The organism is Streptomyces sp. NPDC052701, from assembly GCF_040678355.1.
In the GTDB taxonomy this organism is placed as follows: domain Bacteria; phylum Actinomycetota; class Actinomycetes; order Streptomycetales; family Streptomycetaceae; genus Streptomyces.
The window spans coordinates 90692-115538 of sequence record NZ_JBFATO010000005.1; the positions used below are offsets into that span (position 1 = coordinate 90692).

At 72.7% G+C, this 24847-nt stretch carries 17 protein-coding genes; 7 read left to right on the forward strand and 10 right to left on the reverse strand.

The genetic code is table 11. The annotated features are described in order from the left end of the window. Window positions 1-5: 5 nt before the first annotated feature. A complete protein-coding gene (locus AB0L29_RS08765) occupies window positions 6-1880 on the reverse strand; it encodes a ricin-type beta-trefoil lectin domain protein (protein WP_365824821.1) in 1875 nt (624 codons plus the stop codon). A 241-nt stretch (window positions 1881-2121) separates the two neighbouring features. Between AB0L29_RS08765 and AB0L29_RS08770 the strand changes: the two genes are divergently transcribed. Then, window positions 2122-5139: a glycoside hydrolase family 3 N-terminal domain-containing protein gene (locus AB0L29_RS08770; RefSeq protein WP_365824823.1), complete on the forward strand. Its 3018-nt coding sequence runs from the start codon at window positions 2122-2124 to the stop codon at window positions 5137-5139. Window positions 5140-5231: 92 nt separating this feature from the next. Further along, window positions 5232-6599 (forward strand): hypothetical protein, encoded by a 1368-nt coding sequence (locus tag AB0L29_RS08775; RefSeq protein WP_365824825.1) that lies wholly within the window; start codon window positions 5232-5234, stop codon window positions 6597-6599. Between the two features lie 207 nt (window positions 6600-6806). Here AB0L29_RS08775 and AB0L29_RS08780 read toward each other — a convergent pair whose 3' ends face one another. Further along, window positions 6807-7367 (reverse strand): YceI family protein, encoded by a 561-nt coding sequence (locus AB0L29_RS08780; protein WP_365824826.1) that lies wholly within the window; start codon window positions 7365-7367, stop codon window positions 6807-6809. Between the two features lie 586 nt (window positions 7368-7953). Here AB0L29_RS08780 and AB0L29_RS08785 point away from each other — a divergent pair. From AB0L29_RS08785 to AB0L29_RS08800, 4 genes are all read left to right on the forward strand, one after another. Beyond that, complete coding sequence (locus AB0L29_RS08785) at window positions 7954-8811, forward strand: SDR family oxidoreductase (protein WP_365824827.1); 858 nt, start codon at window positions 7954-7956, stop codon at window positions 8809-8811. 46 nt (window positions 8812-8857) lie between these two features. Then, window positions 8858-11251: a polysaccharide lyase 8 family protein gene (locus AB0L29_RS08790; RefSeq protein WP_365824829.1), complete on the forward strand. Its 2394-nt coding sequence runs from the start codon at window positions 8858-8860 to the stop codon at window positions 11249-11251. Between the two features lie 154 nt (window positions 11252-11405). Then, complete coding sequence (locus AB0L29_RS08795) at window positions 11406-13013, forward strand: acyl-CoA carboxylase subunit beta (protein ID WP_365824831.1); 1608 nt, start codon at window positions 11406-11408, stop codon at window positions 13011-13013. A 38-nt stretch (window positions 13014-13051) separates the two neighbouring features. Beyond that, window positions 13052-13246 (forward strand): acyl-CoA carboxylase subunit epsilon, encoded by a 195-nt coding sequence (locus tag AB0L29_RS08800; RefSeq protein WP_365824833.1) that lies wholly within the window; start codon window positions 13052-13054, stop codon window positions 13244-13246. Window positions 13247-13435: 189 nt separating this feature from the next. Here the strand turns inward: AB0L29_RS08800 and AB0L29_RS08805 are convergent, their stop codons facing one another. The 8 genes from AB0L29_RS08805 to AB0L29_RS08840 form a co-directional block, all read right to left on the reverse strand. Continuing rightward, complete coding sequence (locus tag AB0L29_RS08805; RefSeq protein WP_014675207.1) at window positions 13436-14017, reverse strand: ATP/GTP-binding protein; 582 nt, start codon at window positions 14015-14017, stop codon at window positions 13436-13438. Then, the gene (locus AB0L29_RS08810) at window positions 13998-14576 is read right to left on the reverse strand and encodes a DUF742 domain-containing protein (RefSeq protein WP_365824835.1); all 579 of its coding nucleotides are present in this window, start codon (window positions 14574-14576) and stop codon (window positions 13998-14000) included. Before AB0L29_RS08810 ends, AB0L29_RS08805 begins: the two co-directional genes overlap by 20 nt. A 94-nt stretch (window positions 14577-14670) precedes the next feature. After that, entirely contained in the window at window positions 14671-15084 is a 414-nt protein-coding gene (locus AB0L29_RS08815; protein ID WP_004983065.1) for a roadblock/LC7 domain-containing protein, read from the reverse strand. Between the two features lie 10 nt (window positions 15085-15094). Beyond that, window positions 15095-18358 (reverse strand): nitrate- and nitrite sensing domain-containing protein, encoded by a 3264-nt coding sequence (locus AB0L29_RS08820; protein WP_365824837.1) that lies wholly within the window; start codon window positions 18356-18358, stop codon window positions 15095-15097. Window positions 18359-18735: 377 nt separating this feature from the next. Beyond that, window positions 18736-19311, reverse strand: a complete 576-nt coding sequence (locus AB0L29_RS08825) for an ATP/GTP-binding protein (protein ID WP_365824839.1) — start codon at window positions 19309-19311, stop codon at window positions 18736-18738. After that, a complete protein-coding gene (locus tag AB0L29_RS08830; RefSeq protein WP_159535968.1) occupies window positions 19292-19687 on the reverse strand; it encodes a DUF742 domain-containing protein in 396 nt (131 codons plus the stop codon). Before AB0L29_RS08830 ends, AB0L29_RS08825 begins: the two co-directional genes overlap by 20 nt. A 111-nt stretch (window positions 19688-19798) precedes the next feature. After that, a complete protein-coding gene (locus AB0L29_RS08835) occupies window positions 19799-20212 on the reverse strand; it encodes a roadblock/LC7 domain-containing protein (protein WP_365825155.1) in 414 nt (137 codons plus the stop codon). Window positions 20213-20221: 9 nt separating this feature from the next. After that, window positions 20222-23956 (reverse strand): nitrate- and nitrite sensing domain-containing protein, encoded by a 3735-nt coding sequence (locus AB0L29_RS08840; RefSeq protein WP_365824841.1) that lies wholly within the window; start codon window positions 23954-23956, stop codon window positions 20222-20224. 603 nt (window positions 23957-24559) lie between these two features. Here AB0L29_RS08840 and AB0L29_RS08845 point away from each other — a divergent pair. Beyond that, a complete protein-coding gene (locus AB0L29_RS08845) occupies window positions 24560-24748 on the forward strand; it encodes a hypothetical protein (protein ID WP_365824843.1) in 189 nt (62 codons plus the stop codon). Window positions 24749-24847: the final 99 nt, after the last annotated feature.

The window sequence follows — 24847 nt, forward strand, 5'->3', positions numbered from 1 at the left end:
CGGGCTCACCGCAGTCTCCACTTCTGGTTGGCGGCGCCCGTGCAGCTCCAGATCTGTGCGCGGGCGCCGTTCGCCGAGGAGTTGTCCGTCACGTCCAGGCACTTGTCCGCGGCCGTGTTCACCACGTCGTTGGCGGCCGCGTCGTAGGACCACCGCTGCGCGCCGGTGCCGTTGCAGTCGTACAGCTGCACCTTCGCGCCGTCGGCGGTCGATCCCGAGGCCACGTCCAGGCACTTGCCGAGGGCCTGGAGCGAACCGTCCGCCTGCACGGTCCAGCGCTGGGCCGCCGAGCCGTTGCAGTCGTGCAGCTGCACCGGGGTGCCGTTGGCATCCGAACCGCCCGCCACGTCCAGGCACTTGTCCGCGAGCCCGACGAACGCGCCCGACGGGGCGCCGCCGCCGGACTGCGTCCCCGACCAGGCGAAGGTGGCCGAGGTCTTGCCCGGGAGGGTGTAAGTGGCGTGTTGCGAGCCCCAGTTGATGGTCACCGTGCGCGCCGACGAGGAGCCGTTGTAGGCGATCAGCGCCTTGGAGCCGTCCGGGTTGCGCCACGCCACGTTGGGGACGGCGGACGAGGCCGTCGACGCGATCCGGTGGGCGCCCGGACGGACGAACTTCGTCAGGTGGCCCATCGTGTAGTACTCGACGGTGTAGTCGACCTGCCCGTGCCGCGCGTCCCCGTTGTGCACGGTGATCAGTCCACTGCACGTGCCGCACCCGCCGTTGTGCGGCCCCCGGTTCTGGTCCACCGCCAGCGACCACTTCGTCACCGACTTCGCCCAGTTGCGCGTGTAGTCGATGATGTTCATCATGTCCTCGCGCTGCTGGTCGGCGATCCAGGTGCCGCCCGAGTGCTCGGTGCCGAAGGCGTCCAGCTGCGGGTACCGGTCGTGCACGGCCGTCTGCTTGGCGACGTCCCCGCCGTAGCCGTGCCAGGCGATCCCGCCGAAGTTGGGGTGCGCGCGGACCGCCGCGTCGTCCACCGTCTGCGCCGCGTAGGCGTCGTAGGTGTCCCAGTTCCAGTCGTGCGCCAGCACCTTGGTCGAAAGGCCCGCCGCCTGGAGCTTGGGCAGCAGCTCGTTCTTGGTGAAGTAGGCCAGTCCGGAGGCGTTCCAGCTCATCGACGGGTAGCCCGCGCAGCACGTCGGCTCGTTCTGCGCGGTGACGTACGCGATCGGGATGCCCTGGTCCCGGTAGGCCTGGACGTACTTCACGAAGTACGAGGCGTACGTCCCGTAGTGCTCCGCCTTCAGCCAGCCGCCGTTGAGCTGCCCGCTGTCCTTCATCCAGGCCGGTGCCGTCCACGGCGAGGCCATCACGGTCAGCGCCGGGTTCAGCTGCCGTGCCTGGCGGGTCAGCGGCACCACGTCCGCCAGGTCGTGCGCGATCGAGAACCGCGCCAGTGCGGGGTCCGTCTGGCCGGCGGGCAGGTCGTCGTAGGTGTAGCCGAAGCGGGCCAGGTCCGAGCCGCCCATCGGGTTGCGCAGGAAGGACAGGCCGATGCCGTCCGTCGGGGAGAACAGCCTGCGCATGGTCTCGTCGCGGGTGGCCTGGCCGAGCGCCCCGCTGCCGTTCATCAGCCAGGCGGCGGTGTCCGTGAAGGACGCGCCGCCGCCGGTGAAGGTCTGGTAGCGGGTGTTCTCGTCGACGGTGATGTTCTCGCCGCTGCCGCCGGTGCCGGCCTGGAAGGCGAACGGGGCCTGCGCCTGGAGCCCGCGCACCACGTGGCGCCCGGCGGCGTCGTCGGTCGTGGTGAGCCAGGCGGTGACCTGTTCGCCCGCGGCCCGCGCGGGGGTGGCGGCGGTGAACCCGGCGGTGGTGAGCAGCCCGGCGACGAGCAGGCCGAGAGTCCGCGCCGGTCTCCTTGTCGATCGCCTCATGGAGCGCCGCCCTTCTGGAGGTGGGGGATGGAGGGGGGCGTGCGAGGCGTGAGTAAATGACGGCTCCGTGGACGCGTCAAGGGGTCGCGCGTTCACCTTCCGAAAGAACGACGGCCGTGAGGGGAAAGCGGGTTGCGCGGGTGCGGTTCCTGACGTGATGTCTTGACGGCCTGAAATCAAGCCAGTTAACTCACGGCGTGAGCTAAGTCGTAAGTGAATTACGAGAGTAGAGGGACGTTCCATGCGAAGAACCGCCCTGCTCGCCTGCGCCACCCTCCTCACCGGACTGCTCCCGCTGGCCTCCGCGGGCGCCGCCGCGGCCGACGACCCCGCCCCCGTCCCCCTCGACCGCTTCGAGGGCGAGGTGCCCTTCGCGAACCCGCCCGCCGAGGGCATCTTCACGTGGGGCTCCGACAACGACGACCCGCCCGCCCTGCGCCTGGCCGGCCGCACCGACGCCCCCGAGGGCGACAAGGTCCTCGCCGGCACCTACGACATCAGCGGCTACGGCGGCTTCACGCACGAGTTCGCCTCCACCGAGCCGCCCCGCGACTGGTCCGCCCACCGCGGCGTCCGCTTCTGGTGGCACGGCGGGAACAACGGCAGGAAGATCGCCTTCGAGATCAAGGACGGCGGCGCGAACGGCGGGGCCTCCGAACTGTGGACGGCCTCCTTCACCGACGACTTCACCGGCTGGAAACGGGTCGAGATCCCGTTCACCGACTTCGCCTACCGCACCGACCACCAGCCCGTCGGCGGCATCGACCAGGTCCTCGGCCTGACGCGGATGTGGGGGTACGCCGTCACGCTCCCGGCCGGCACCCAGGGCGACTTCGCCATGGACGGCGTCGAGCTGTACGGCAGGGCCGACCAGTCCCTGCGCGCCTCCCTCACCACGGACGCCGCCGTGTACCCGGTGACGGAGGGCGGCACGGCCACCGTGCGGCTCACCGTCGCCACCACCGGCGCCGCCCCGCTCGCCGAGCCCGTGACCGTCAGGTACGACACCTCTGGCGGCACCGCCGAGCCGGGCAGGGACTACACCCCGGCCGCGGGAGAGATCACCTTCCCGGCGGGCACGGCCTCCGGCACCACCCGCACCCTGCGCGTCCCCACGCTGAAGGACCGCTCCGCCGAGGCGGCCGAGACCGTCCCGGTGAAACTGGCCGTCACCGGCGCCGAACCCCCCGCCGACACCCCGCAGGTCGTCGTCGACGCGCACGGCCTGCCGTACCTGGACAGCCGGCTGCCGGTCGGCAAGCGCGTCGAGGACCTGCTGGGACGCCTCTCCCTGGAGGAGAAGGCCGGCCAGATGACCCAGGCCGAGCGCGCCGCGCTCACCGAACCCGGCGACGTCGCCGCGTACGCCCTCGGCTCGCTGCTGTCCGGCGGCGGCTCGACCCCGACGCCCAACACCCCCGAGGCGTGGGCGAAGATGATCGACGCCTTCCAGCTCCGGGCCCGGGCCACCCGCTTCCAGATCCCGCTGGTCTACGGCGTCGACGCGGTGCACGGCCACAACAACCTGGCCGGCGCGACGATCATGCCGCACAACATCGGCCTGGGCGCCACCCGCGACCCCGCCGTCGCCTACCGGGCGGGCGCGGTGACCGCCGCCGAGACCCGGGCCACCGGCATCCCCTGGGACTTCGCCCCCTGCCTGTGCGTGACCCGGGACGACCGGTGGGGCAGGGCGTACGAGGCCTTCGGCGAGGACCCGGCCCTCGTCGAGTCCATGGCGACGATGATCCAGGGCCTGCAGGGCAGGGCCGACGGCCGGGACCTGGACCGGCCCGACAAGGTCCTCGCCACCGCCAAGCACTTCGTCGGCGACGGCGGCACCTCCTACGGCTCCTCCACCACCGGCACGTACCCCATCGACCAGGGCGTCACCAAGGTCACCCGGCAGGAGCTGGAGGCCGTGCACCTGGCGCCCTACACCGACGCCGTCGACCGGGGCGTGGGCACCGTCATGCCCTCCTACTCCTCCCTCGACCTGATCGGCGACGGCCGGGGCCCGGTGAAGATGCACGCCCGCGCCGACATGATCAACGGCGTGCTGAAGGACCGCATGGGCTTCGACGGCTTCGTCATCAGCGACTGGCAGGCCATCGACCAGATCCCCGGCGACCACGCCTCGGACGTCCGCACCTCCGTCAACGCGGGCCTCGACATGATCATGGTGCCGTACGCCTACAAGGACTTCCGCGCGACCCTGGTCGACGAGGTACGGGCGGGCCGGATCAGCGAGCGGCGGATCGACGACGCGGTGGCGCGCATCCTCACCCAGAAGTTCCGGCTGGGCCTGTTCGAACGGCCCTACGCCGACACCCGCAACGCCTCGAAGATCGGCTCCGCCGCGCACCGGGCCGTGGCCCGCGAGGCCGTCGCCGCCTCGCAGGTGCTGCTGAAGAACGACCGGGGCCTGCTGCCGCTGAAGAAGGACCAGAAGGTGTACGTCGCCGGTTCCAACGCCGACGACATCGGCAACCAGAGCGGCGGCTGGACCATCACCTGGCAGGGCTCGTCCGGCGACATCACCCCGGGCACCACCGTCCTGGAGGGAATGCGCGGGGCCGGCGGCGACATCACCTACTCCAAGGACGCCTCCGCACCGCTGACCGGTCACGACGTCGGCGTGGTCGTCGTCGGCGAGACCCCGTACGCCGAGGGCGTCGGAGACGTCGGCAACGGCCACGACCTGGAGCTGTCCGCGGCCGACCGGGCGGCCGTCGACAAGGTGTGCGGCGCGATGAGGTGCGCGGTGCTGATCGTCTCCGGGCGCCCGCAGCTCCTCGGCGACCGGCTCGGCGACATCGACGCTCTGGTGGCGTCCTGGCTGCCGGGCACGGAGGGCGACGGCGTGGCCGACGTGCTCTACGGCCGGCGGCCCTTCACCGGGCAGCTCCCCGTGACCTGGCCCAGGTCCGAGGCGCAACTGCCGATCAACGTCGGGGACGCCTCGTACGACCCGCAGTATCCGTACGGCTGGGGCCTCACCACCCTGACCGAGGTGCCCGAGGGCGGCGCGGCGACGCTGAAGGCGCTCGGACTCGCGGCCGCGGCGGCGGAACGGGCGGGCGCGGACCGGGCGGGCCGCGCGCTGGTCACCAAGGCCCGGCTGCTCGTCCAGCGGAAGGCCGGACAGGACCTCACGGCGGCGGTCGCGAAACCGTTCGCCGACGCGGACCACCTGCTGCTGACGGGACGCTACGCGAAGGCGGTGGCGAAGCTGACGGAGGCCTACCGGGCCGCCTGAGGCGGCCGGACACGGACATCGGCCCCGACCCTGGAAAGTCCCGGTCGGGGTCGATGTCCCCTTTGTGTTCCGTTTCGGGTAGCTTCGAACATATGAAGGCCGCATGGACGCGTACCTTCGTACGCCTGCTGATCGTGCCGGTCGCCGCCGTGCTGGCGGTGCTGACGGCCGGTGCGCCCGCGGCGCACGCGGCCACGGACCTCTCGGCGGTCGCCCGGGCGCTGCGCGAGAGTCCCGTCTACGTGGACCCGGCCGCCTCCGCGCAGCTGTCGCAGGCGGACGCGGAGGCGCTCGCCGACAAGATCGAGGACGCCGGCAAGCCCGTCTTCGTGGCGGTCCTGCCCGCCGACTACCCGACGCGGAACCTCTTCCGGGACCTGCGCACCGAGACCGGTGTCACCGGCCTGTACGGCATCCGTCTCGGCGACCGCTTCGACGCGCGCGCCGACAGCGCGGTGCTGGGCAACCAGGCGGTGCGGAACCTGGTCTCGTCCGTGCAGGGCGCGGGCGACGCCAAGGCCCAGCTGAACGACTTCGTGGACAGCGCGCTGCGCAACATGGGCGGCTCCGCGCCGAACACCTGGAGCGAGGGCTCCGGCGGCCAGGGCGTGCCCACCGGGGCGCTGATCACCGCCGGCGCGCTGCTGGCCGCCGGCGGCACGGGCGCGTACGCGCTGGCGCGCCGCAACCGGCGCCGGCACGAGGAGGAGCAGCGGGCCGCGCTGGAGAAGCTGCGGGTCGTGGTCGACGAGGACATCACCGCCTTCGGCGAGGAACTGGACCGCCTCGACTTCCACCCCGGCGAACCCGGCGCCGACGACGCGATGCACGCGGACTACGAGCGCGCCCTGGACGCCTACGAGCGGGCGAAGTCGCTGATGGCGTCCGCCGTGCGCCCGGAGGACGTCAAGGCCGTCACCGAGACCGTGGAGGACGGCCGCTTCGCCCTCGCGCAGCTCGCCGCCCGCCGCGCGGGCCGTCCGCTGCCCGAGCGCCGCCCGCCCTGCTTCTTCGACCCCCGCCACGGGCCCTCGGTCGCCGACGCCGCCTGGACCCCGCCCGACGGTGCCCCGCGCGAGGTCCCGGTCTGCGCGGCCGACGCCACGCGCCTGGCCGAGGGCCGCGACCCGGTGATCCGCGAGGTCGACACCGAGTACGGCCGCCGCCCCTACTGGGAGGCGGGCCCCGCCTACGGCCCCTGGGCCGGCGGTTACTTCGGCGGCGGCATCCTGCCCGGCCTCCTCATCGGCACGATGCTCGGCGGCATGATGGCCGGCCCGGCCTACGCGGCCGACTACGGCGCCGGGTACGGCGACTTCGGCGGCTACGAGGGCGGTGACGTCTCGGGAGCCGACTTCAACACCGACGACTTCGCGGGCGGCTTCGGCGGAGGCGACTTCGGTGGCGGCGGTGACTTCGGCGGCGGGGGCGGGGACTTCGGGGGCGGCGGCGGCTTCTGACCGCCGCGGGCGTCCGCGCGAGTGTGCCGTACGGGCCGGCGGTCCTGGGGCCAGGGCCGCCGGCCGGTGCGCGCGGGGAGCGGCACGGTGCGGCGCGGCCGGCGGGCGGCGCCGGGGGCCGGTGGAGTCCCGGGTCCCGGGTCCGGTGGAATCCGGGGCCCGGTGGAGTCCGGGGTCCGGCCGGGTGCCGCCGGTGCCGGGGGCGGTTCAGGCCGCGTTCCGGACCGCCGAGACGTCGAAGTTCAGCTTGATCTTGTCCGACACCAGGAAGCCGCCCGTCTCCAGCGCGGCGTTCCAGGTCAGGCCCCACTCGGAGCGCAGGATGGCCGCCCTGCCCTCGAAGCCGACGCGCTCGTTGCCGAAGGGGTCCTTCGCGGCGCCGTTGAACTCCAGGTCGATCGTGATCGGCCTGGTGACGCCGAGGAGGGACAGGTCGCCGGTGAGGCGGTACTCGTCGCCGCCCAGGGCCTCGACCCCGGTCGAGCGGAAGGTCATCGTCGGGAACGCGTCGGTCCTGAAGAAGTCCGCGCTCCTGAGGTGGCCGTCGCGGTCGGCGTTGCCGGTGTCGATGCTGTCCATCACGACGTCGAGGACTGCGGTGGAGCGGGACGGGTCGGTGCCGTCCAGGTGCAGCGAGCCGGTGAAGTCGAGGAACTTGCCCTTGACGTTGGTGACCATGGCGTGGCGCGCGGTGAAGCCGATCGTGGTGTGCGCGGGGTCGATCGTGTAGTCGCCGGTCAGGGTGGCCAGGTCCGCGGTGGTGGTCATGGGTGCCTCCCGGAGGGGTGTCCGTTTAAGATTCAACTAACTGAACAAGGTCTACCGTAGACCTATTCCGTTCAACCTTCAACATTTCCGGCCGGATGGCGCGACCGGAACACCGGACCGGGCGGTACCCGGGGGCGCGGCCTCCGTCGCGGTCCCGGCCGGCCCGTGCCGCGTGCCGGACGTACCGCCGCCTGGCGGCACCGGGCGGCCCGCGGGAGTGGTCCTGCCGCGCCGGGCACCGGACCGGCACGGCGCCCGCTCCCGCGGACCGGTGCGGGAAGGGCGCGTGCCGGTCCGGGTGAGCCGGGCCGGGGCGAACGGCCGCAGCGGTGGCGCGGGGGACCGAGGTGGCGGTGTCCTGGAAGCCGGGGATCCGCGCCGACGGGGGTCCCCTCGGACGGGGATCCACGCCTTCGGGCATCCGCCCGGACCGGGATCCGCGCCCTCGGGCATCCGCCCGGACCGGGATCCGCGCCCTCGGGCGTCCGCCCGGGCGGGGATCCGCGTCGACGGACATCCGCGTCGACGGGCATCCGCATCGCGGAAGAAGAGACCACGGCGGACCTACGCGCAGGGAGACCGACTCGTGACGCACACCGGCTCCGGTTCCACCCACGACCCCCGGGCGGGCCTCGCACGCCGCCGTCTCGCGGACGCCGCCCCCGCCACGGCCCGGGAGCACGGGCCGCCCCCGCGGGCGGACCGGCCCGTGGCCCTCGTCACCGGAGCGTCCTCGGGCATCGGCGCCGCCACCGCGCGGCGCTTCGCCGAGGACGGCTGGCAGCTGCTCCTCAACGGGCGGGACCGGCGCAGCCTGGAGGAGACGGCCGCCGGCACCTCCGCCGTCCTGCTGCCCGCCGACCTCGGTGCCCCGGAGGGCCCGCGCCTGCTGGCCGAGTCCGCGCTGCGCGCCACCGGTCGCATCGACGTCCTGGTCGCCGGGGCGGGCATCGGCTGGTCGGGGCCGTTCACGGCCATGCCGCACACCGACATCGACCGGGTGCTGTCCCTGAACCTCAACGCCACGCTCCACCTCGTCCGCGAGGTCCTGCCGTCCATGGCGGCGGCCGGCCGGGGCCGGGTGGTGCTCCTCGGCCCGGTCGTCGGCACCGCGGGCGTGCGGGAGGAGGCGGTGCACTTCGCCGCCAAGGCCGGGCTGGCCGCGTTCGCCACGGCGCTCCGCCAGGAGCTGCGCGGTACGGGCGTGGGCGTGACGCTCGTCGTGTCCGGGCCCGGGAACACGGCCTTCCCCGCACGGCGCGGCAGGCCCGGCCGGCGCTCCCGCCCCCGTCCCGCCCCGGCCGCCCGCGTCGCGGGCGCCATCCGGGACGCCGTGCGGCACGGCCGGGACGAGACCCGCGTACCCGGCCGGCTGATCCCGCCGGACCGGACGCGCGGCACCGCTCCCGGGCCGTACCGGCGTCTGCTCGACCGGTTCGGCTGACACCGGCCCCCGCCGCTGTACGCCCCGCCGGTCCCGTGGTAAGGGCATGAACATGACCCACGAGCGCCCCGCCGGGAGCCTGCCCCGCCGCACCCTCCTGCTCGCCGCGGCGGCCCTGACGGCGACCGGCGGCACCACGGCGGCGACCGGGAGCACCACGGCGGCGACCGAGGACGCCCCGGGTGCGGGCGGCGGCGCCCCGCCCGCACCCGGCGCCGCCGACCCCTACGCCACCCTCCGCCGCCGCTGGCTCGACATCGCCCTCGGCACCGGCTACGACCCCGCGGCCGAGCCGTACGCCTCCCGCCTCGCCGACATCGGGGAACGCGCCCGCGGACACCGCGCCACCATGGCTCCGGCCGCCACCTCCCTCTGGCCCGACCAGCCCTTCGACCCCCCGTCCGGCATCACCCGCGGCTACCACCGCCTGTGGACCATGACCCAGGCCTACGTCCAGCGGGGCACCGGCTCCACCGGCGACCCGGACCTCCTCGCGGCCGTCCTGCGCGGCCTCGACCACCTCTCCGCCACGGTCTACCACCCCGCCACCACCCGGTACGGCAACTGGTGGGAGTGGCAGATCGGCAGCCCCCGCCTGCTGACGGACATCACCGCCGCCCTCCACGACCGCCTCGGCGCCGCCCGCGTCACCGCCGCCTGCGCGGCCGTCGACCACTTCGTCCCCGGCTCCGCCCTCGCCGACTACTCCGGCACCTCGACCGGTGCCAACCGCGTCGACCTGTGCCGCTCCGTCGCCCTGCGCGGCGTCCTCGGTCGCGACCCCGCCAAGCTCGCCCTCGCCCGCGACGCCCTCTCGCCGGTCTTCCCGTACGTCACCCGGGGCGACGGCCTCTACGCCGACGGGTCCTTCGTCCAGCACACCCGGGTCGCCTACACGGGCACCTACGGCCAGGTCCTGCTCGACGGCCTCGGCCGGCTGCTCGTCCTGCTCGCCGGGTCCGACTGGGAGGTCACGGACCCGAACCGGCAGCTGGTCCTCGACGGCGTCGAGCACGCCTTCCTGCCGCTCGTCCACGACGGGCTGGTCATGGACGCCGTCAACGGCCGCGCGATCAGCCGCGGTCTCCTCCGGGACGACGACCGGCGCGTGATGCGCGGCGACCACTTCCACGGACAGCAGCTCATCGCCGCCGTCGCGCTCCTCGCCGCCGCCGCGAGCCCGGCCGAACGCGACCGCTGGCACGCGCGGATCAAGGGCTGGATCGAACGGAACACCGTCTCCCCGATCCTGGCGGCCCGGCAGTACGAGGTGGCGGACCTCGCCCGGCTGCACGCGATCGCCGCCGCGCCGGCGCCGGCCGCCCCCGACCCCGTCGGGCACCGGCTGTTCCCGGCCATGGACCGCGCGGTGCACCGCCGCCCCGGCTTCACCGCCTGCATCGCCATGGCCAGCGACCGCATCGCCCACTACGAGTGCGGCAACGGCGAGAACCCGCGCGGCTGGCACACCGGCGCCGGAATGCTCTCCTGGTGGGCCGGCCGGAGCGACCAGTACACGGACTGGTTCTGGCCGACCGTCGACTGGTACCGCCTGCCCGGCACCACCGTCTCCACGCGCCGCCTGCCCGACCGGGCCGGCGGCGAGTGGGGCGAGCCCGCACCGGACGTGCGCTGGGTCGGCGGCACGACCGACGGCGAGTACGCGGCCCTCGGCCAGCACCTGAAGGGCCTCGGCTCGACCCTGAGGGCCCGCAAGTCCTGGTTCTGCGTCGCGGACGCGGTGATCTGCCTGGGCGCCGGGATCACCTGCCGCGACGGCGTCCCGGTCGAGACGATCGTCGACAACCGCAACCTGGGGGACTCCGGCGACCAGGCTTTCGTACGCGGGCCCGGCTGGGCCCACCTGGAGGACCACGGCGGCTGGATCCTCCCCGGCGGGAACCCGCGCGCGCTGCGCGAGGACCGCACCGGAGCCTGGGCGGACATCAACGCCGCCGGCACCACCGAACGCCGCACCCGCCGCTGGCAGACCCTCTGGCTGGACCACGGCACCGACCCGACGGACGCCACGTACGTCTACGTCCTCATGCCCGGCGCCTCGCGCCCCGCGGTCGCCCGCCGCGCCGCCGACCGCCGGTGGCTGACGGTCCTCGCCAACGACGCCGCACGCCAGGCGGTCGCCGTCCCCTCCCTCGGCCTGACGGCCGCCACCTTCTGGCGGGCCGGTACGGCGGGCCCGCTGACCGCCTCGGCCGGAGCGAGCGCGCTGCTCTGCCGCCGGGGCCGTACGGCTACCCTCTGTGTGAGCGAACCACCCCGAACGGGCGAACCCCTGGAGATCACCTGGGACCACCCGGTCTCCGCGGTGCGGCGGGCGGACGAGACGGTGGAAATCCTGGCGACAGGCCGCCGTCTGCGCGTCCGCGTCACCCCGGGGGAGGCATGTGCCACCCACCGTTGTGAGGTCGCTCTCAGCTGACGGCTTTATAGGAACCCTACAACGTACGGGCCCTCTGAGCAGTCGGAAGGGCTGCATGCCGCCGTGGTTCTGTTCGGTGCTACCAGGAAAACACCCCCGAGACTGTGAGGAGTCGACGGCTGGCATTCCTCGCTCGGCTTCGTAAGGTCGCTACATGACCGTTTTGGATGATGCGCCGGGTGAGGCACAGGGCGAGGCACCGGGTGAGCCCGCGGACGCGCGCGGACGTGTGGCCGAACTGCACGAGATCCGTGCGCAGGCGCTGGCCGGCCCGAGCGAGAAGGCGACCCAGGCACAGCACGCCAAGGGCAAGCTGACCGCGCGGGAGCGCATCGAGCTCCTGCTCGACCCGGGCACCTTCCAGGAGGTCGAACAGCTGCGGCGGCACCGGGCCACCGGCTTCGGCCTGGAGACCAAGAAGCCCTACACCGACGGTGTGATCACCGGCTGGGGCACGGTGGAAGGCCGTACGGTCTTCGTCTACGCCCACGACTTCCGGATCTTCGGCGGCGCGCTGGGCGAGGCCCACGCCAAGAAGATCCACAAGATCATGGACATGGCCATCGCGGCCGGCGCTCCGCTGGTGTCGCTGAACGACGGCGCCGGCGCCCGCATCCAGGAGGGCGTGGTCGCCCTCGCCGGCTACGGCGGCATCTTCCAGCGCAACACCAAGGCGAGCGGGGTCATCCCGCAGATCTCGGTGATGCTCGGCCCGTGCGCGGGCGGCGCGGCCTACAGCCCCGCCCTGACGGACTTCGTCTTCATGGTCCGCGAGACCTCCCAGATGTTCATCACCGGCCCGGACGTGGTCAAGGCGGTGACGGGCGAGGAGATCACCCAGAACGGCCTGGGCGGCGCGGACGTCCACGCGGAGACCTCCGGCGTCTGCCACTTCGCCTACGACGACGAGGAGACCTGCATCGCGGAGGTCCGCTACCTGCTGTCCCTCCTCCCGCAGAACAACCGCGAGAACCCGCCGCGGCACGAGTGCTCGGACCCGGTGGACCGCCGCTCCGACGTCCTGCTGGACCTGGTCCCGGCGGACGGCAACCGGCCGTACGACATGACCAAGGTCATCGAGGAGATCGTCGACGACGGCGAGTACCTGGAGGTCCACGAGCGCTGGGCGCGCAACATCATCTGCGCGCTGGCCCGCATGGACGGCCAGGTCGTCGGCATCGTCGCCAACCAGCCGCAGGTGCTGGCCGGCGTCCTGGACATCGAGGCGTCCGAGAAGGCCGCCCGCTTCGTCCAGATGTGCGACGCCTTCAACATCCCGATCGTCACCTTCCTGGACGTCCCCGGCTTCCTCCCGGGCGTCGACCAGGAGCACGGCGGCATCATCCGCCACGGCGCGAAGCTCCTGTACGCCTACTGCAACGCCACCGTGCCGCGCATCTCGCTGATCCTGCGCAAGGCGTACGGCGGTGCCTACATCGTCATGGACAGCCAGTCCATCGGCGCCGACCTCACCTACGCCTGGCCGACCAACGAGATCGCCGTGATGGGCGCGGAGGGCGCGGCCAACGTCATCTTCCGCCGTCAGATCGCCGAGGCCGAGGACCCCGAGGCCATGCGGGCGCGCATGGTCAAGGAGTACAAGTCCGAGCTGATGCACCCGTACTACGCGGCGGAGCGCGGCCTGGTCGACGACGTCATCGACCCCGCCGAGACCCGCGAGGTGCTCATCAAGTCCCTCGCGATGCTCCAGACCAAGCACGCCGACCTGCCCTCCCGCAAGCACGGCAACCCGCCGCAGTGACCCGGCGGCATCCCCCTCTCACGGAGACCGACATCCCCATGGACACTCCTGACATCCGCGTCGAGAAGGGCCACGCCGGGCCCGAGGAGGTCGCCGCGATCACGGCGATCCTCCTGGCCCGCGCCGCCGCCCGCCCCGCCGGCACCGCCCCGGCCCACCGCGGCCGCGTGAAGGCCGGCTGGCGCCGCCTGGAGCGCGAGCCCGGCTTCCGGGCACCGCACAGCTGGCGCTGACCCACCACGCGAAGAGGCCCCTCCGTCACGGAGGGGCCTCTTCGCGTGCGCCCCGGCGGGGGCGCGGCGCCGTGCCGGCGTACGGCTTCGCCGCGTGCGCGCGACGGGCAGCGGACCGTCCGCATCCCGGCACGCGGCAGCCCCCGGCGGCCCGGTGGCCGTCGGGGGCTGCCGCGCACGGGCGGACCGCTAGCGCAGCCGCGCCATCAGCGCGTGCTCCACCAGCGTGATCAGCGCCGACTTCGCGTCCGCGCGGTGGCGGGCGTCGGTCGTGATGATCGGGGTGTCGGGGCCGATCTGGAGCGCTTCGCGCACCTCGTCCGGCGTGTACGGCTGCTGGCCGTCGAAGCCGTTGAGGGCGATGACGAACGGCAGGCCGCTGTTCTCGAAGTAGTCGACGGCGGGGAAGCAGTCGGCGAGCCGCCTCGTGTCGACCAGCACGATCGCACCGATGGCGCCGCGCACCAGGTCGTCCCACATGAACCAGAAGCGGTCCTGGCCCGGCGTACCGAACAGGTACAGGATCAGGTCCTGGTCCAGGGTGATGCGTCCGAAGTCCATGGCGACCGTCGTGGTCGTCTTGTCCCCGGTGTGGGTGAGGTCGTCGATGCCCGCCGAAGCAGACGTCATGACGGCCTCCGTGCGCAGCGGGTTGATCTCCGAGACGGCGCCGACGAACGTGGTCTTGCCCACGCCGAAGCCGCCCGCCACCACGATCTTCGCGGAGGTGGTGGAGCGGGAAGGACCGCCGCTAGAGCTTGCGAAGTCCACTGAGCACCCTTTCGAGCAGTGTCACGTCTGGCTGGCCACCGGCGTTCTCGTCGCCGCCGGGCTGATGGATGGCGACCAGTCCCGCCTCCGCCAAGTCGGCGACGAGGATCCTGGCCACGCCGAGAGGGATCGTGAGCAGCGCCGAGATCTCGGCTACCGACTTGATCTCCCGGCAGAGGTTGCAGATCCGCTGATGCTCGGGCAACTGGCCCTGCATCTGGTGCGGCTGCGCGGTGGTGTGCACCAGTGCCTCGATGGCGAGCTGGTAGCGCGGCCTGGTACGACCGCCCGTCATGGCGTACGGGCGCACCAGGGGATTGTGATGGTTCGACGCCCCGGAGGGCGCCGGCTCGGGGGTGCGGCGCTGCGGCTGCACGGGCTGGATGCGCGGCGCGGCCGGCTGGTCGTACGGCGACGGGCCGGGGCCCTGCGGCGCGTACGGCTGCTGGTGGCCGGGGGCGGAGGGAAAGCCGTACCGGTTCTGGGAACCGTCGTTCGGGCCCTGGACAGGACCGTACGACCAGTTGCCCGAAGGTGAACCGCCTGGGGGTGTTGCCACTTTCTCCTCCTCCGACTGTGCCTGGCCTCCATCGCTGTGGAGCCGCGTCCCGAAACCCTACGGCCACGGGACGCCAAAACGCACCGTCCGCCCGTTAGTTGAGAAGGCTCCCTTGGAGCTCCGCACGAAGGTCCGGTGTCAGGACCGTACCTGCTCGGTCCACCAGAAGGGCCATCTCGTACCCGATGAGGCCGATGTCCGCCTCGGGGTGGGCGAGCACCGCCAGCGAGGAACCGTCGGAGATGGACATGATGAAGAGGAATCCCCGCTCCATCTCCACGACCGTCTGGTTGACGCTCCCGCCCTCGAAGATCCGGGAGGCGCCTGCCGTCAGAGACGTCAGACCGGAGGCGACGGCCGCGAGCTGGTCGGCGCGGTCGCGGGGGAAGCCTTCGGACATCGCCAGAAGGAGTCCGTCGGCGGAGACCACCACCGTGTGGGACACCCCCGGGGTGTTGTCCACGAAGTTGGTGATCAACCAGTTCAGGTTCTGTGCCGCCTGGCTCATCGGGCTCACACTAACGCTCCTGGTTGTAGGTGCTGTCAGGACCGAAGCCCTGGCCGTTCGTTTCACTGCCTGCGTTGCGGCCCCGTTGGACGCCGCGCCGCAGGTTGCTCAGCCTGCCCCGGACGTCCTCCGGGGCGCGGGAGACCTGTGGGCCTCCCTGGGGGGTGCTTTCGGCGGAACCCTCGATCAGGTTGGCCTTGGGTACCCGCCGCGGCAGGCCGGAGGAGGTCACCCCGCCCGCCTTGGGCTTCCGGAGCTGCGAGGCCTGCTGCCAGCGCTCGTCGTTCGCCGAGCGCCAGTTGCTGTCGCCGTTGCCCTCCGGCGCGGAGGCCGGCGGCTCCTGGTTCGCGTGCCGCGCGCCGCCCGAGCCGTTCGCGCCGCTCGCGGTGGATCCGCGGCGGGGAAGCCCGGCGTCGGTCAGCTCGTGGACGGCGGAGTGGGCCGGTCCCGGACGGTCGAAGCCTACGCGGTCCGCCTCGCTCGCGTCAGCGGCCTGCGCAGATTCCGTTTCCGCAGCATCCGCAGGGTACTGGGACGGGTAGCCGTTCTGGTAGCCGTCCTGCTGAGGCCAGTCGTCCTGGTGGCGGCGCTGCTCGAAGGCAGGGAAGGTCCCCTGGGCGGAACCGCCCGCCGTCGCGTGCTCCTCCTGGACCGGCTCCGCATAGGACGACTCCGGGTAACCGCCGTTGGCGGAGTAGGCGTCGTTCTGCGGCAGACCGCCGTTCGGCGCGTAGTACTGCCCCTCGTACGAAGGCTGGTGCTGCTCCTCGTACGGCGCCTGCTGCTGCTCCTCGTACGCCGGCCGGCCGTCGTACGAGGCGGACTGGTCCTGGTAGCCGTCCTGGCCGTGGTCGTAGCCCTGCTGCCCGGCGTACTGGTCGCCGTAGCCGGGCGCCTCGGGGGCGTCCTGCGGGGCCGGCTGGCCCTGCGTCTGGGCCTCCAGGGCCGCACGGCGCTCCTCGCGCATCAGGGAGCGGCCGACCGGGTCGAGCTCGCGTATGTCGTCGGGGACGTCGGCGTAGCGGCTGTCGTCGAAGCCGAGCTCCGCGGCCGTGCGCATCGGCTGGCTGAAGCTCTCGCCCTGGAAGTCCTGCTCGGGGATGATCTGCGAGACGGTGAACTCGTCGCGCTCCACGTGCTGCTCGCCGCCACCGCCGTGCGTGATGGCGTCGGGGAGCATGACCAGCGAGGTGGTGCCGGCCTGCTCGCCCGAGGGGCGCAGCTGGACGCGGATGCCGTGCCGGTCGGACAGCCGGCCGACCACGAACAGGCCCATGCGCTGCGAGATCGCGGCGTCCACGGTCGGCGGGTTGGCCAGCTTGTGGTTGATGTCCGCGAAGTCCTCGGCGGTCAGGCCGATGCCCTTGTCGTGGATCTCGATCATCACGCGGCCGTCGGGCAGCCGGGTCGCGGTGACGCGGACCTTGGTCTGCGGGGAGGAGAACGTGGTGGCGTTCTCCAGCAGCTCGGCGAGCAGGTGCACGAGGTCGGTCACGGCCCGGCCGTGGATCTCGGCGTCGGGGACGCCGGACAGCTCGATGCGCTCGTACTGCTCCACCTCGGAGGAGGCGGCGCGCAGCACGTCGATCAGCGGCACCGGCTGGTCCCAGCGGCGGCCGGGCTCCTCGCCGGCGAGGACGAGGAGGTTCTCGCCGTTGCGGCGCATACGGGTCGCCAGGTGGTCCAGCTTGAAGAGGTTCTCCAGCTGGTCCGGGTCGGCCTCGTTGTTCTCCAGGTCGGTGATCAGGCTCAGCTGGCCCTCGATCAGCGACTGGTTGCGGCGCGAGAGGTTGGTGAAGATCGCGTTGATGTTGCCCCGCAGCAGGGCCTGCTCGGAGGCGAGCCGGACGGCCTCGCGGTGGACCTGGTCGAAGGCGCGGGCGACCTCGCCGATCTCGTCGGTGGAGGTGATCGGGATCGGGGCGACCCGGGTGTCGACGCGGCCGGGGTCGGTGCGGGAGAGCTGGTCGACCAGCATCGGCAGGCGCTGCTCGGCGATGCCGAAGGCGGCGTTGCGCAGCCGGCGCATCGAGCGGCTCATCTGGCGGGCCACCATGCCGGCCAGGACGAACGCGGCGAGCAGCGCGATCACGACGGCGGCGCCGGTGATGTAGGCGTCGCGCTGGGCGTCGTCGGCTATCTGGGACGCCTCGGCCACCGCCTTGTCGGCCATGTCCGCCTCGATCTGGCGGTAGGCGTCGAACTTGAGGGTGTTGACCGCCCACCAGTTCTGCGGGGTGATGCCCTGCTGGGCGAGCGCGGCGCGCTCAGCGGGGTCCGTGGAGCGCAGCTGCGACAGCTCCGAGACCATCGTGGTGGGGTTGGCCGGCGGGGCGACGTAGGTGTCGCCGTTGGCGGCGGCCTCCCGCCTGGCCTCGGCGGCCAGCTCGGCGCCCTTGGCCTGGATGTCCTTCGTGGCCTGCTGGAGCTTGGCCGCGTCCTCCTCGGTACCGCCGCCGAGGTACTCCTCGCGGGCGATGCCCTCCAGGTACGCGTACGAGGAGAGGGCGACGCGCTGGCTGGCGAGGCTGCCGTCGCCGGGGCCGGGCTTGATCAGCATGTGCGTGCCGATGGAGCGCTGCAGCGACAGCGCCGCCTTGGTCAGCGAGATCGCGTAGACGGTCCGGCCGTAGGAGGTGATGTTGCCGGTGCCCAGGCCGAGCTCGTTGGCGAACTCCATCAGGGGGTGGGCGACCTCGACGTAGCCCTCCTCGGTCTGTACCCCGGTGCGCTTGGCGGTGTACGCCGTCGCGCGCAGCGACGCCAGATCGGGCTCGACCTCGCGGAACTGCTTCAGGCGGCGCTCCAGGCCGGGCTTGGCCGGCATGCTCCGGGCGGCCTCGTCGAAGGCGTCGGCGGCCTCGTCCGTCTTCTTGCGGGCGGCGGTGACGGCCGCCTTGTCCTGGGCGGTCTGGCCCTTGCCCTTCAGCAGCGGGGCGGCGGTGCTGTCCCGCTCGTTGTAGAGGGCGTCGGCGTAGGTCAGCGAGGCCCGCACCAGGCGCGCGGTGTTCTCCGCGTCCTCGGCCTCCTGCCAGGTGTCGATCGAGCCCTTCACCTGGAAGCCGCCCATGACGAGGCCGACCAGCACGGGTATGAGCAGGATCGCGTTGAGCCGGGTGGCCACCCGCCAGTTGCGCGGGGAGAGACGGCCGCCGCTCGGGGCGGGGGCGGCGGACGGCTCCGAACCGGGCACGGGGGCGGGCGCCGCTGTGCGCGGCGGCGGGGTGAAGTTGCCCCGGGCCGACGGCTCGGGACTGTTCTTGCTTCGCCTCACTCGACCAACAACCTCTCGGCGGTCGGCACCAACGTTGTGCCGCAGTGTCTCAGAGCCCAGTACGCCATCGACACTTGAGTACGTCTTTGACTATTGGGCAGTTCAGGCATTCCAGCATGTCGACCTGTGCTCTTCCAAACAGTGGAGGGCGGGGAACCGACGTGACGCAAGCCCCAGATAAAACGGTCATAAAGAGCGAGCCCCGCCAAAAGGCGGGGCGATCGTGCGCGCAGCGAGACCGGATGTGCGCCAAGCGTGGCCGTACCACCGGATTCCTCTGCCGAAACGTTATGAACGCCGGGGCCGGCCGTGTCAAAGGACACAGCCGGCCCGGGGAGATCCGCGACAACTGCCGGGCGGAGCTTCCGATTTGGCCGCTACCGCAGCCGTGCCATCAGCGCGTGCTCCACCAGCGTGATCAGGGCGCTCTTCGCTTCGGAGCGGTGGCGGGCGTCGGTGGTGATGATCGGGGTGTCGGGACCGATCTGCAGGGCCTCGCGCACCTCCTCGGGAGCGTACGGCTGCTGGCCGTCGAAGCCGTTCAGGGCGACGACGAACGGCAGGCCGCTGTTCTCGAAGTAGTCCACCGCCGGGAAGCAGTCGGCCAGGCGCCGGGTGTCCACCAGCACCACCGCGCCGATCGCGCCGCGCACCAGGTCGTCCCACATGAACCAGAAGCGGTCCTGGCCCGGCGTGCCGAACAGGTACAGGATCAGGTCCTGGTCGAGCGTGATGCGGCCGAAGTCCATGGCCACCGTGGTGGTGGTCTTGTCCCCGGTGTGCGTGAGGTCGTCGATGCCCGCGCTGGCGGACGTCATGACGGCCTCGGTGCGCAGCGGGTTGATCTCGGAGACGGCGCCGACGAACGTGGTCTTGCCCACGCCGAAGCCGCCGGCCACCACGATCTTCGCCGAGGTGGTGGCCCGGCCTCCGTCAGAGCTTGCGAAGTCCACTGAGCACCCTTTCGAGCAGTGTCACGTCCGGCGCGCCGGTCGTCTCGTCGCCGCCCGGCTGGTGGATCGCGACGAGACCGGCCTCCGCCAGGTCCGCGACGAGGATCCGGGCCACGCCCAGCGGCATGTTGAGCAGGGCCGACACCTCGGCCACCGACTTCACCTCGCGGCACAGGTGGCAGATGCGCTGGTGCTCGGGAAGGAGCCCCATGAGCGCTGCCGGGTCGGCCGTCGTGCTGATCAGGGCCTCGATGGCGAGCTGGTAACGGGGCCTCGTCCGGCCGCCGGTCATCGCGTACGGCCGTACCAGCGGCTGGTCGCCCTCGTCCTCGTACGGCTCCGCGTACGGATCATGAGAGGCGGTGGGCGGGGTCATGAATCCTCCGGGCGGGACAGCAAGTGGGTCAGTCAAGCCGTCTGACGGGGCCGGTGGGGGGATTGTGGCGGCCGGACGGTGATTTGGTGAGACGGGTGGTGCCGGGGCCGATCAGTGAAGCAGACTGCCCTGGAGTTCGGCGCGCAGGTCGGGCGTGAGCACCGCGCCCGCGCGGTCGACCAGGAGGGCCATCTCGTAGCCGATGAGGCCGATGTCGCACTCCGGGTGGGAGAGCACGGCCAGCGACGAGCCGTCGGAGATGGACATGAGGAACAGGAACCCGCGTTCCATCTCGACGACCGTCTGGGCCACGGTGCCGCCCTCGAAGATCCGGGAGGCCCCGGCGGTCAGCGAGGTCAGGCCCGAGGCGACGGCCGCGAGCTGGTCGGCGCGGTCGCGCGGAAAGCCTTCGGACATCGCCAGAAGGAGTCCGTCGGCGGACACGACGACGGTGTGGGACACCCCCGGGGTGTTGTCCACGAAATTCGTGATCAACCAGTTCAGGTTCTGTGCCGCCTGGCTCATCGGGCTCAACTAACGCTCCTGCTGGTGAGTGGGCCGCGGGAAGCTGCCGGTCTGGCCGCTTCCCGCCTGACGGCCCTGTGCGATACCCCGACGCAGATTGGTCAGACGGCCGCGCACGTCGTCGGGCGCGCGCGAGACCTGCGGACCGCTCTGGTGGGTTTGCTGCTGAGCCGTGCCCGGGACGAGGTTGGCCCGGGGCACCCGGCGCGGCAGGCCGGAGGTGGTGACGCCGCCCGCGGCCGGCTGCCGGACGCGTTCGGCCTGCCGGACGAGCTCGTCGTTGGGCGAGCTGCGCCAGGTGGTGGAAGGGGACGCGGCGGACCGCTGCGGCCCCGTGGGGGTCTGCGACTGCTGCGGAGCCGCGGCCGGGGGGTTGCCCCGCTCCTGCTCCTGCCGCCCGCCGCGGAACCAGTTGGTCTCCAGGGTGTCGTACAGCGGCGTACGCCCGTCGCCGGGACCGGACGCGGGCGGCAGCTCCCACCCGTCACCCGGCCGCTGCTGCGGCGTCTGCGGACGCGGGGCGCCGAAGTCGGCTCCGCCGCGCGCGCCGTTGGCCTGCGGACGCTCGAACTGACCGGTGGCCGCCGGGTCGGGGCGGCCCGGCAGGGCGTGCCGGCCCGTGGAGCCGTTGTCCTGCCCCTGCGCCGGGAACTGGCCCGTGGACCCGTTGTCCTGTCCCTGCGCCGGGAACTGGCCCGTGGACCCGTTGTCGTACCCCTGCGGGGCCGCGAACTGGCCCGTCGCGGACGGGTCGGCCGAGGTGCCGAAGACGTCCGGGCGCACGAACTGGCCCGGGTCCTGCGGCGCGTGCGCGCCGGGACCGCCGAACTGGCCCGCGTGCTCTGGGTCGGCGGCGCCGAAGCCGGCCGGCGAACCGGGGCCCTGGCGGTCGTCGACGCGCGGGATCTCCGCTGTGGAGCCCGGACCCTGGCGGTCGTCGACGCGCGGCAGGGGGGCCGTGCGGGGGCCGTCCGGCTCCTCGTGGCCGCGCGGGGCGTCCAGCGAGGCACGCGACGCCGGCGGCCGGGCGTTGTCGTCGCTCCAGCTGGGCACGCGGGGCTGGGCGCTGCCGCCCGGCAGCTCGGCCCGCGGGCCGCCGCGCGGCGGCAGCTGCGGCTGCTGCGGCTGCTGCGGCTGTTCGGCGTTGCCGCCGGAGCGCTGCGGCGGCACCGGGCCCCGGCCGCCGCCGAAGGCGCCCTGGCCCTGCGGCCCGTTCGGGCGCGCGGTCTGCAGTCCCTGCGGGTTGCCGGGCGCCTGGCCGAAGCCGGCACCCGCGCCGGACGGAGCCGGGCGGCCCTGCGGGGGCGCGGAAGGCGCGCCCTGCTCGAACGAGGCCGGCGGCTTGCCGGACGGGCCCTGCGGCCCGCGCGCGCCACCCGGCGCGCCCGGACGAGAGCCCGCGTCCCGTCCCGGCAGCGCGGCCCGCGACCCCGGGCCGGCACCGCGCCGGCCGGCGCCGAGGGGACCGCCACCCGGCTGGCCGCCGGCGGCCTGGCGCCGCGCGGCGGCCGCGCCCGCGGCGGCCTGGGCGGCGGCCGGACCGCCGCCCACGCCCGCCTGACCCGGCTTGGGCTGGGGCTTCCTGCCGCCCTGGGCGACGTCCACGGGCAGCATGACCAGCGCGGTCGTGCCGCCGGAGTCGGACGGGCGCAGCTGGATGCGGATGCCGTGCCGCTGCGACAGACGGCCGACCACGAACAGACCCATGCGGCGGGAGACGGAGACGTCCACCGTCGGGGGAGAGGCGAGCCGCTCGTTGATCGCGGCGAGGTCCTCGGGGGAGAGGCCGATACCGGTGTCGTGGATCTCGATCAGCACCCGGCCGTCGGGCAGCGCGTGACCGGTGACCTTGACCTTGGTCTGCGGCGAGGAGAACGAGGTCGCGTTCTCCAGCAGCTCGGCGAGCAGGTGCACGAGGTCGTTGACGACCCGGCCGGCCACCTCGGTGGTCGGCACGGACGCCAGCTCGATGCGCTCGTACTGCTCCACCTCGGAGGCGGCGGCACGCAGCACGTCGACCAGCGGGACCGGTCGGGTCCAGCGGCGGCCGGGCTCCTCGCCCGCGAGGACGAGGAGGTTCTCGCCGTTACGGCGCATGCGGGTGGCGAGGTGGTCGAGCTTGAACAGCGAGGAGAGCTGGTCCGGGTCGGCCTCGCGGGACTCCAGCTCGGAGATGAGCGACAGCTGGCGCTGGATCAGACCCTGGGAGCGGCGCGAGAGGTTGGTGAACATCGCGTTGACGTTGCCCCGCAGCAGGGCCTGCTCGGCGGCGAGGCGGACCGCCTCGCGGTGCACGTCGTCGAAGGCCGCGGCCACCCGGCCGATCTCGTCCCGGGAGTGCACACCGACCGACTCCACGGACGTGTCCACGTCCTGCGGGTCGGACTCGGACAGCTGCTTGACCAGCTCGGGCAGACGCTCGGAGGCGACCCTGGTCGCGGTCTCCTCCAGGCGGCGCAGCGAGCGGATCATCGAGCGGGCCACGACGAAGGCGCCGACCAGCGACACACCCAGCACCAGCAGGATCAGCGCACCGGAGATGATCGCGTCGCGCTCGGTGGCGCTGCGCAGCTCGCGGGCCTTCTGCTCCATGTCCTCGAGCAGCGTGTGCTCGATCTTCTTCATCTGCTGGATCTTGGTGGAGCTGTCGTCCAGCCAGTCCTGGTACGAGACCTTGTTCAGGTCCTTGAGCGCGTCCTCCTTGCCCAGGACGCGGCTGGCGTACTTGTCGGTGGCCTCGATGGTCGGGTTGTTCTGCTCGATGGGCTCGAGCAGTTCCTCGGAGCTGTCGCCGTAGATGCTGCCGAAGCTGCGCAGCTCGGACTTCTGGCTCTCCAGCGCCGACTCGGCGTACAGCCGGTCGTTCTCGGAGAGGTCGCCGGTGGTGGTGTTGTTGGCGGGCAGTGCCGCCGCGATGACCGCGCGCTGGACCGACGCGTACTCCTTGGCGGCGGAGAAGGCCGCCAGGGCGCGCGTGCGCTGGATCATCTCGGGGTTGCTGGTGGCCTCCGCCATGTCCTGCGAGAGGTCCAGCAGGTTGGTGATCAGACGGTGGTAGGCCTCGACCGTCTGGGTGGAGTTGTCCTCGGCCTGGTAGGCGGTGGAGCGGATCTTGTTGAGGCCGCTGAGGTCCCGGGCCAGGCCGACGATGCTGTCCCGGACACCGCGGAGGTTGCCGTCCTTGGCCGTCTCGTCGATCTGCTCGGAACTGTCGAGGAAGTTCCGCATGGCCCGGTCGGTCTTGTCCCGGTAGCCCTTGACCGTGTAGCCGCCGGCCGCCCTGGAGCCGTGTGCCAGCGGACCGGCCGACTGGTCGCGCTCCTCCTGGAGCGCGGCGGCCAGTTCGGTGGCCTGCTTGGTCATGTCCGTCAGCAGCTTCATGTTGTCGAGCTGCTGGATGTCCTCCATGGACTCGCTGATGCGCAGCGCGCCCAGCGAGGTCGCCGCGACCACGGGGAGCGCGAGCAGCGACACCAGACGCGTGGAGATGCGCCAGTTGCGCAGGGCTATTCGCGAGCCGGGGCCGGCCGGGTCGTTCGCCGGCTTCGCGGCCGGTGCCGGGCCCGCCGGGCCGGAAGGTGCCGACGCGCCGGGGCGCCCGGAACGCTCGCCGCCGTGGCCGGGAGCGGCCGGGCCCGGGTTCTGGGCGTGCTGGGGCGAGGAGCTGACGGCCATGGGGCCAGTCCCGCCGTGCGGCTCCGGCTCCGCCGAAGCGCTGCCATCCCTCTTGAAACGTCCCTGCACTAGCGTCGCAACCTCTGGACCAGGCACCCCTCCGCGTGAACGGCGGGGCACGGTGTCGGCGTCATAGGGGCGCCCTGAATACGCCCCCGTGGTGGTCGTGAGTGACCGGCGCTGGCTCCCCCTTCTCGCCGCCACTCGGCGCTTCTGTGCGCCCCCTGTGCGCCGGCTCGATCCTGCGGCGGTCCGTGGAATTCCAGCACAGCACAGGATCTCCAACAAGGCCCGTTGGCCAGGCCGTGACATACGTGACAGCACGTGAGGGGCAAGTCACCGGACGTAGAAAGTGTTCTCCTTCAAAACGGGCGTATGCCCGCGAGTCGCCCACGGATCGCAGGTGTCCCAGTCGCCATGATCAGGAGCGGAATGATGGCTTCAGGGGGGCAATGTCCGTTTCGCTGGAGTGAAGTGGATGTCCGGATTGACTGATTTGACCGTCACTCCGTGAGCAAACTCACATGCGGAACGTGGTCTTCTCCCGTCATCGACGGGGAATCGCATGTTTAGCCTGACGCTTTACAGAGATGGCAAAACCGACAACCCGCGCTCGGGCGGGGGTCCTTCGGATCCTCCCGGCGCCCGGACACGACAGGGTCTCCTGCAACCGTGAAGACGACGACGATGTTCCACAAGATCGCCAACCCGCGGCGCACGACGCTGGCGCACCTGAAGGACGCCGACGGACTGCAGACGCCGGAACAGCCGGAGCACGCCGTCGAGCTCCCCGCCCGGACCGCCAACCCCAGGCGCACCATCCTGCAGGAGGTCCCCGCCGCGGCCGCCGCCGCGGAGTAGTCACGGGGTGGTACGCGCGGCGGCCGCCCTCCGCTCGACGCGGCGGTCCGTGCATGCCGAGGGGCGCCCCCTCCACGGCGGGGGCGCCCCTCGGCATGC

Bases quoted from the DNA above. Each gene is read 5' to 3' on its own strand.
- AB0L29_RS08775 (WP_365824825.1), top strand. From the start codon at position 5,232: ATGAAGGCCGCATGGACGCGTACCTTCGTACGCCTGCTGATCGTGCCG.
- AB0L29_RS08795 (WP_365824831.1), top strand. From the start codon at position 11,406: ATGACCGTTTTGGATGATGCGCCGGGTGAGGCACAGGGCGAGGCACCG.
- AB0L29_RS08770 (WP_365824823.1), top strand. From the start codon at position 2,122: ATGCGAAGAACCGCCCTGCTCGCCTGCGCCACCCTCCTCACCGGACTG.
- AB0L29_RS08790 (WP_365824829.1), top strand. From the start codon at position 8,858: ATGAACATGACCCACGAGCGCCCCGCCGGGAGCCTGCCCCGCCGCACC.
- AB0L29_RS08800 (WP_365824833.1), top strand. From the start codon at position 13,052: ATGGACACTCCTGACATCCGCGTCGAGAAGGGCCACGCCGGGCCCGAG.
- AB0L29_RS08830 (WP_159535968.1), bottom strand. From the start codon at position 19,687: ATGACCCCGCCCACCGCCTCTCATGATCCGTACGCGGAGCCGTACGAG.
- AB0L29_RS08780 (WP_365824826.1), bottom strand. From the start codon at position 7,367: ATGACCACCACCGCGGACCTGGCCACCCTGACCGGCGACTACACGATC.
- AB0L29_RS08765 (WP_365824821.1), bottom strand. From the start codon at position 1,880: ATGAGGCGATCGACAAGGAGACCGGCGCGGACTCTCGGCCTGCTCGTC.
- AB0L29_RS08835 (WP_365825155.1), bottom strand. From the start codon at position 20,212: ATGAGCCAGGCGGCACAGAACCTGAACTGGTTGATCACGAATTTCGTG.
- AB0L29_RS08815 (WP_004983065.1), bottom strand. From the start codon at position 15,084: ATGAGCCAGGCGGCACAGAACCTGAACTGGTTGATCACCAACTTCGTG.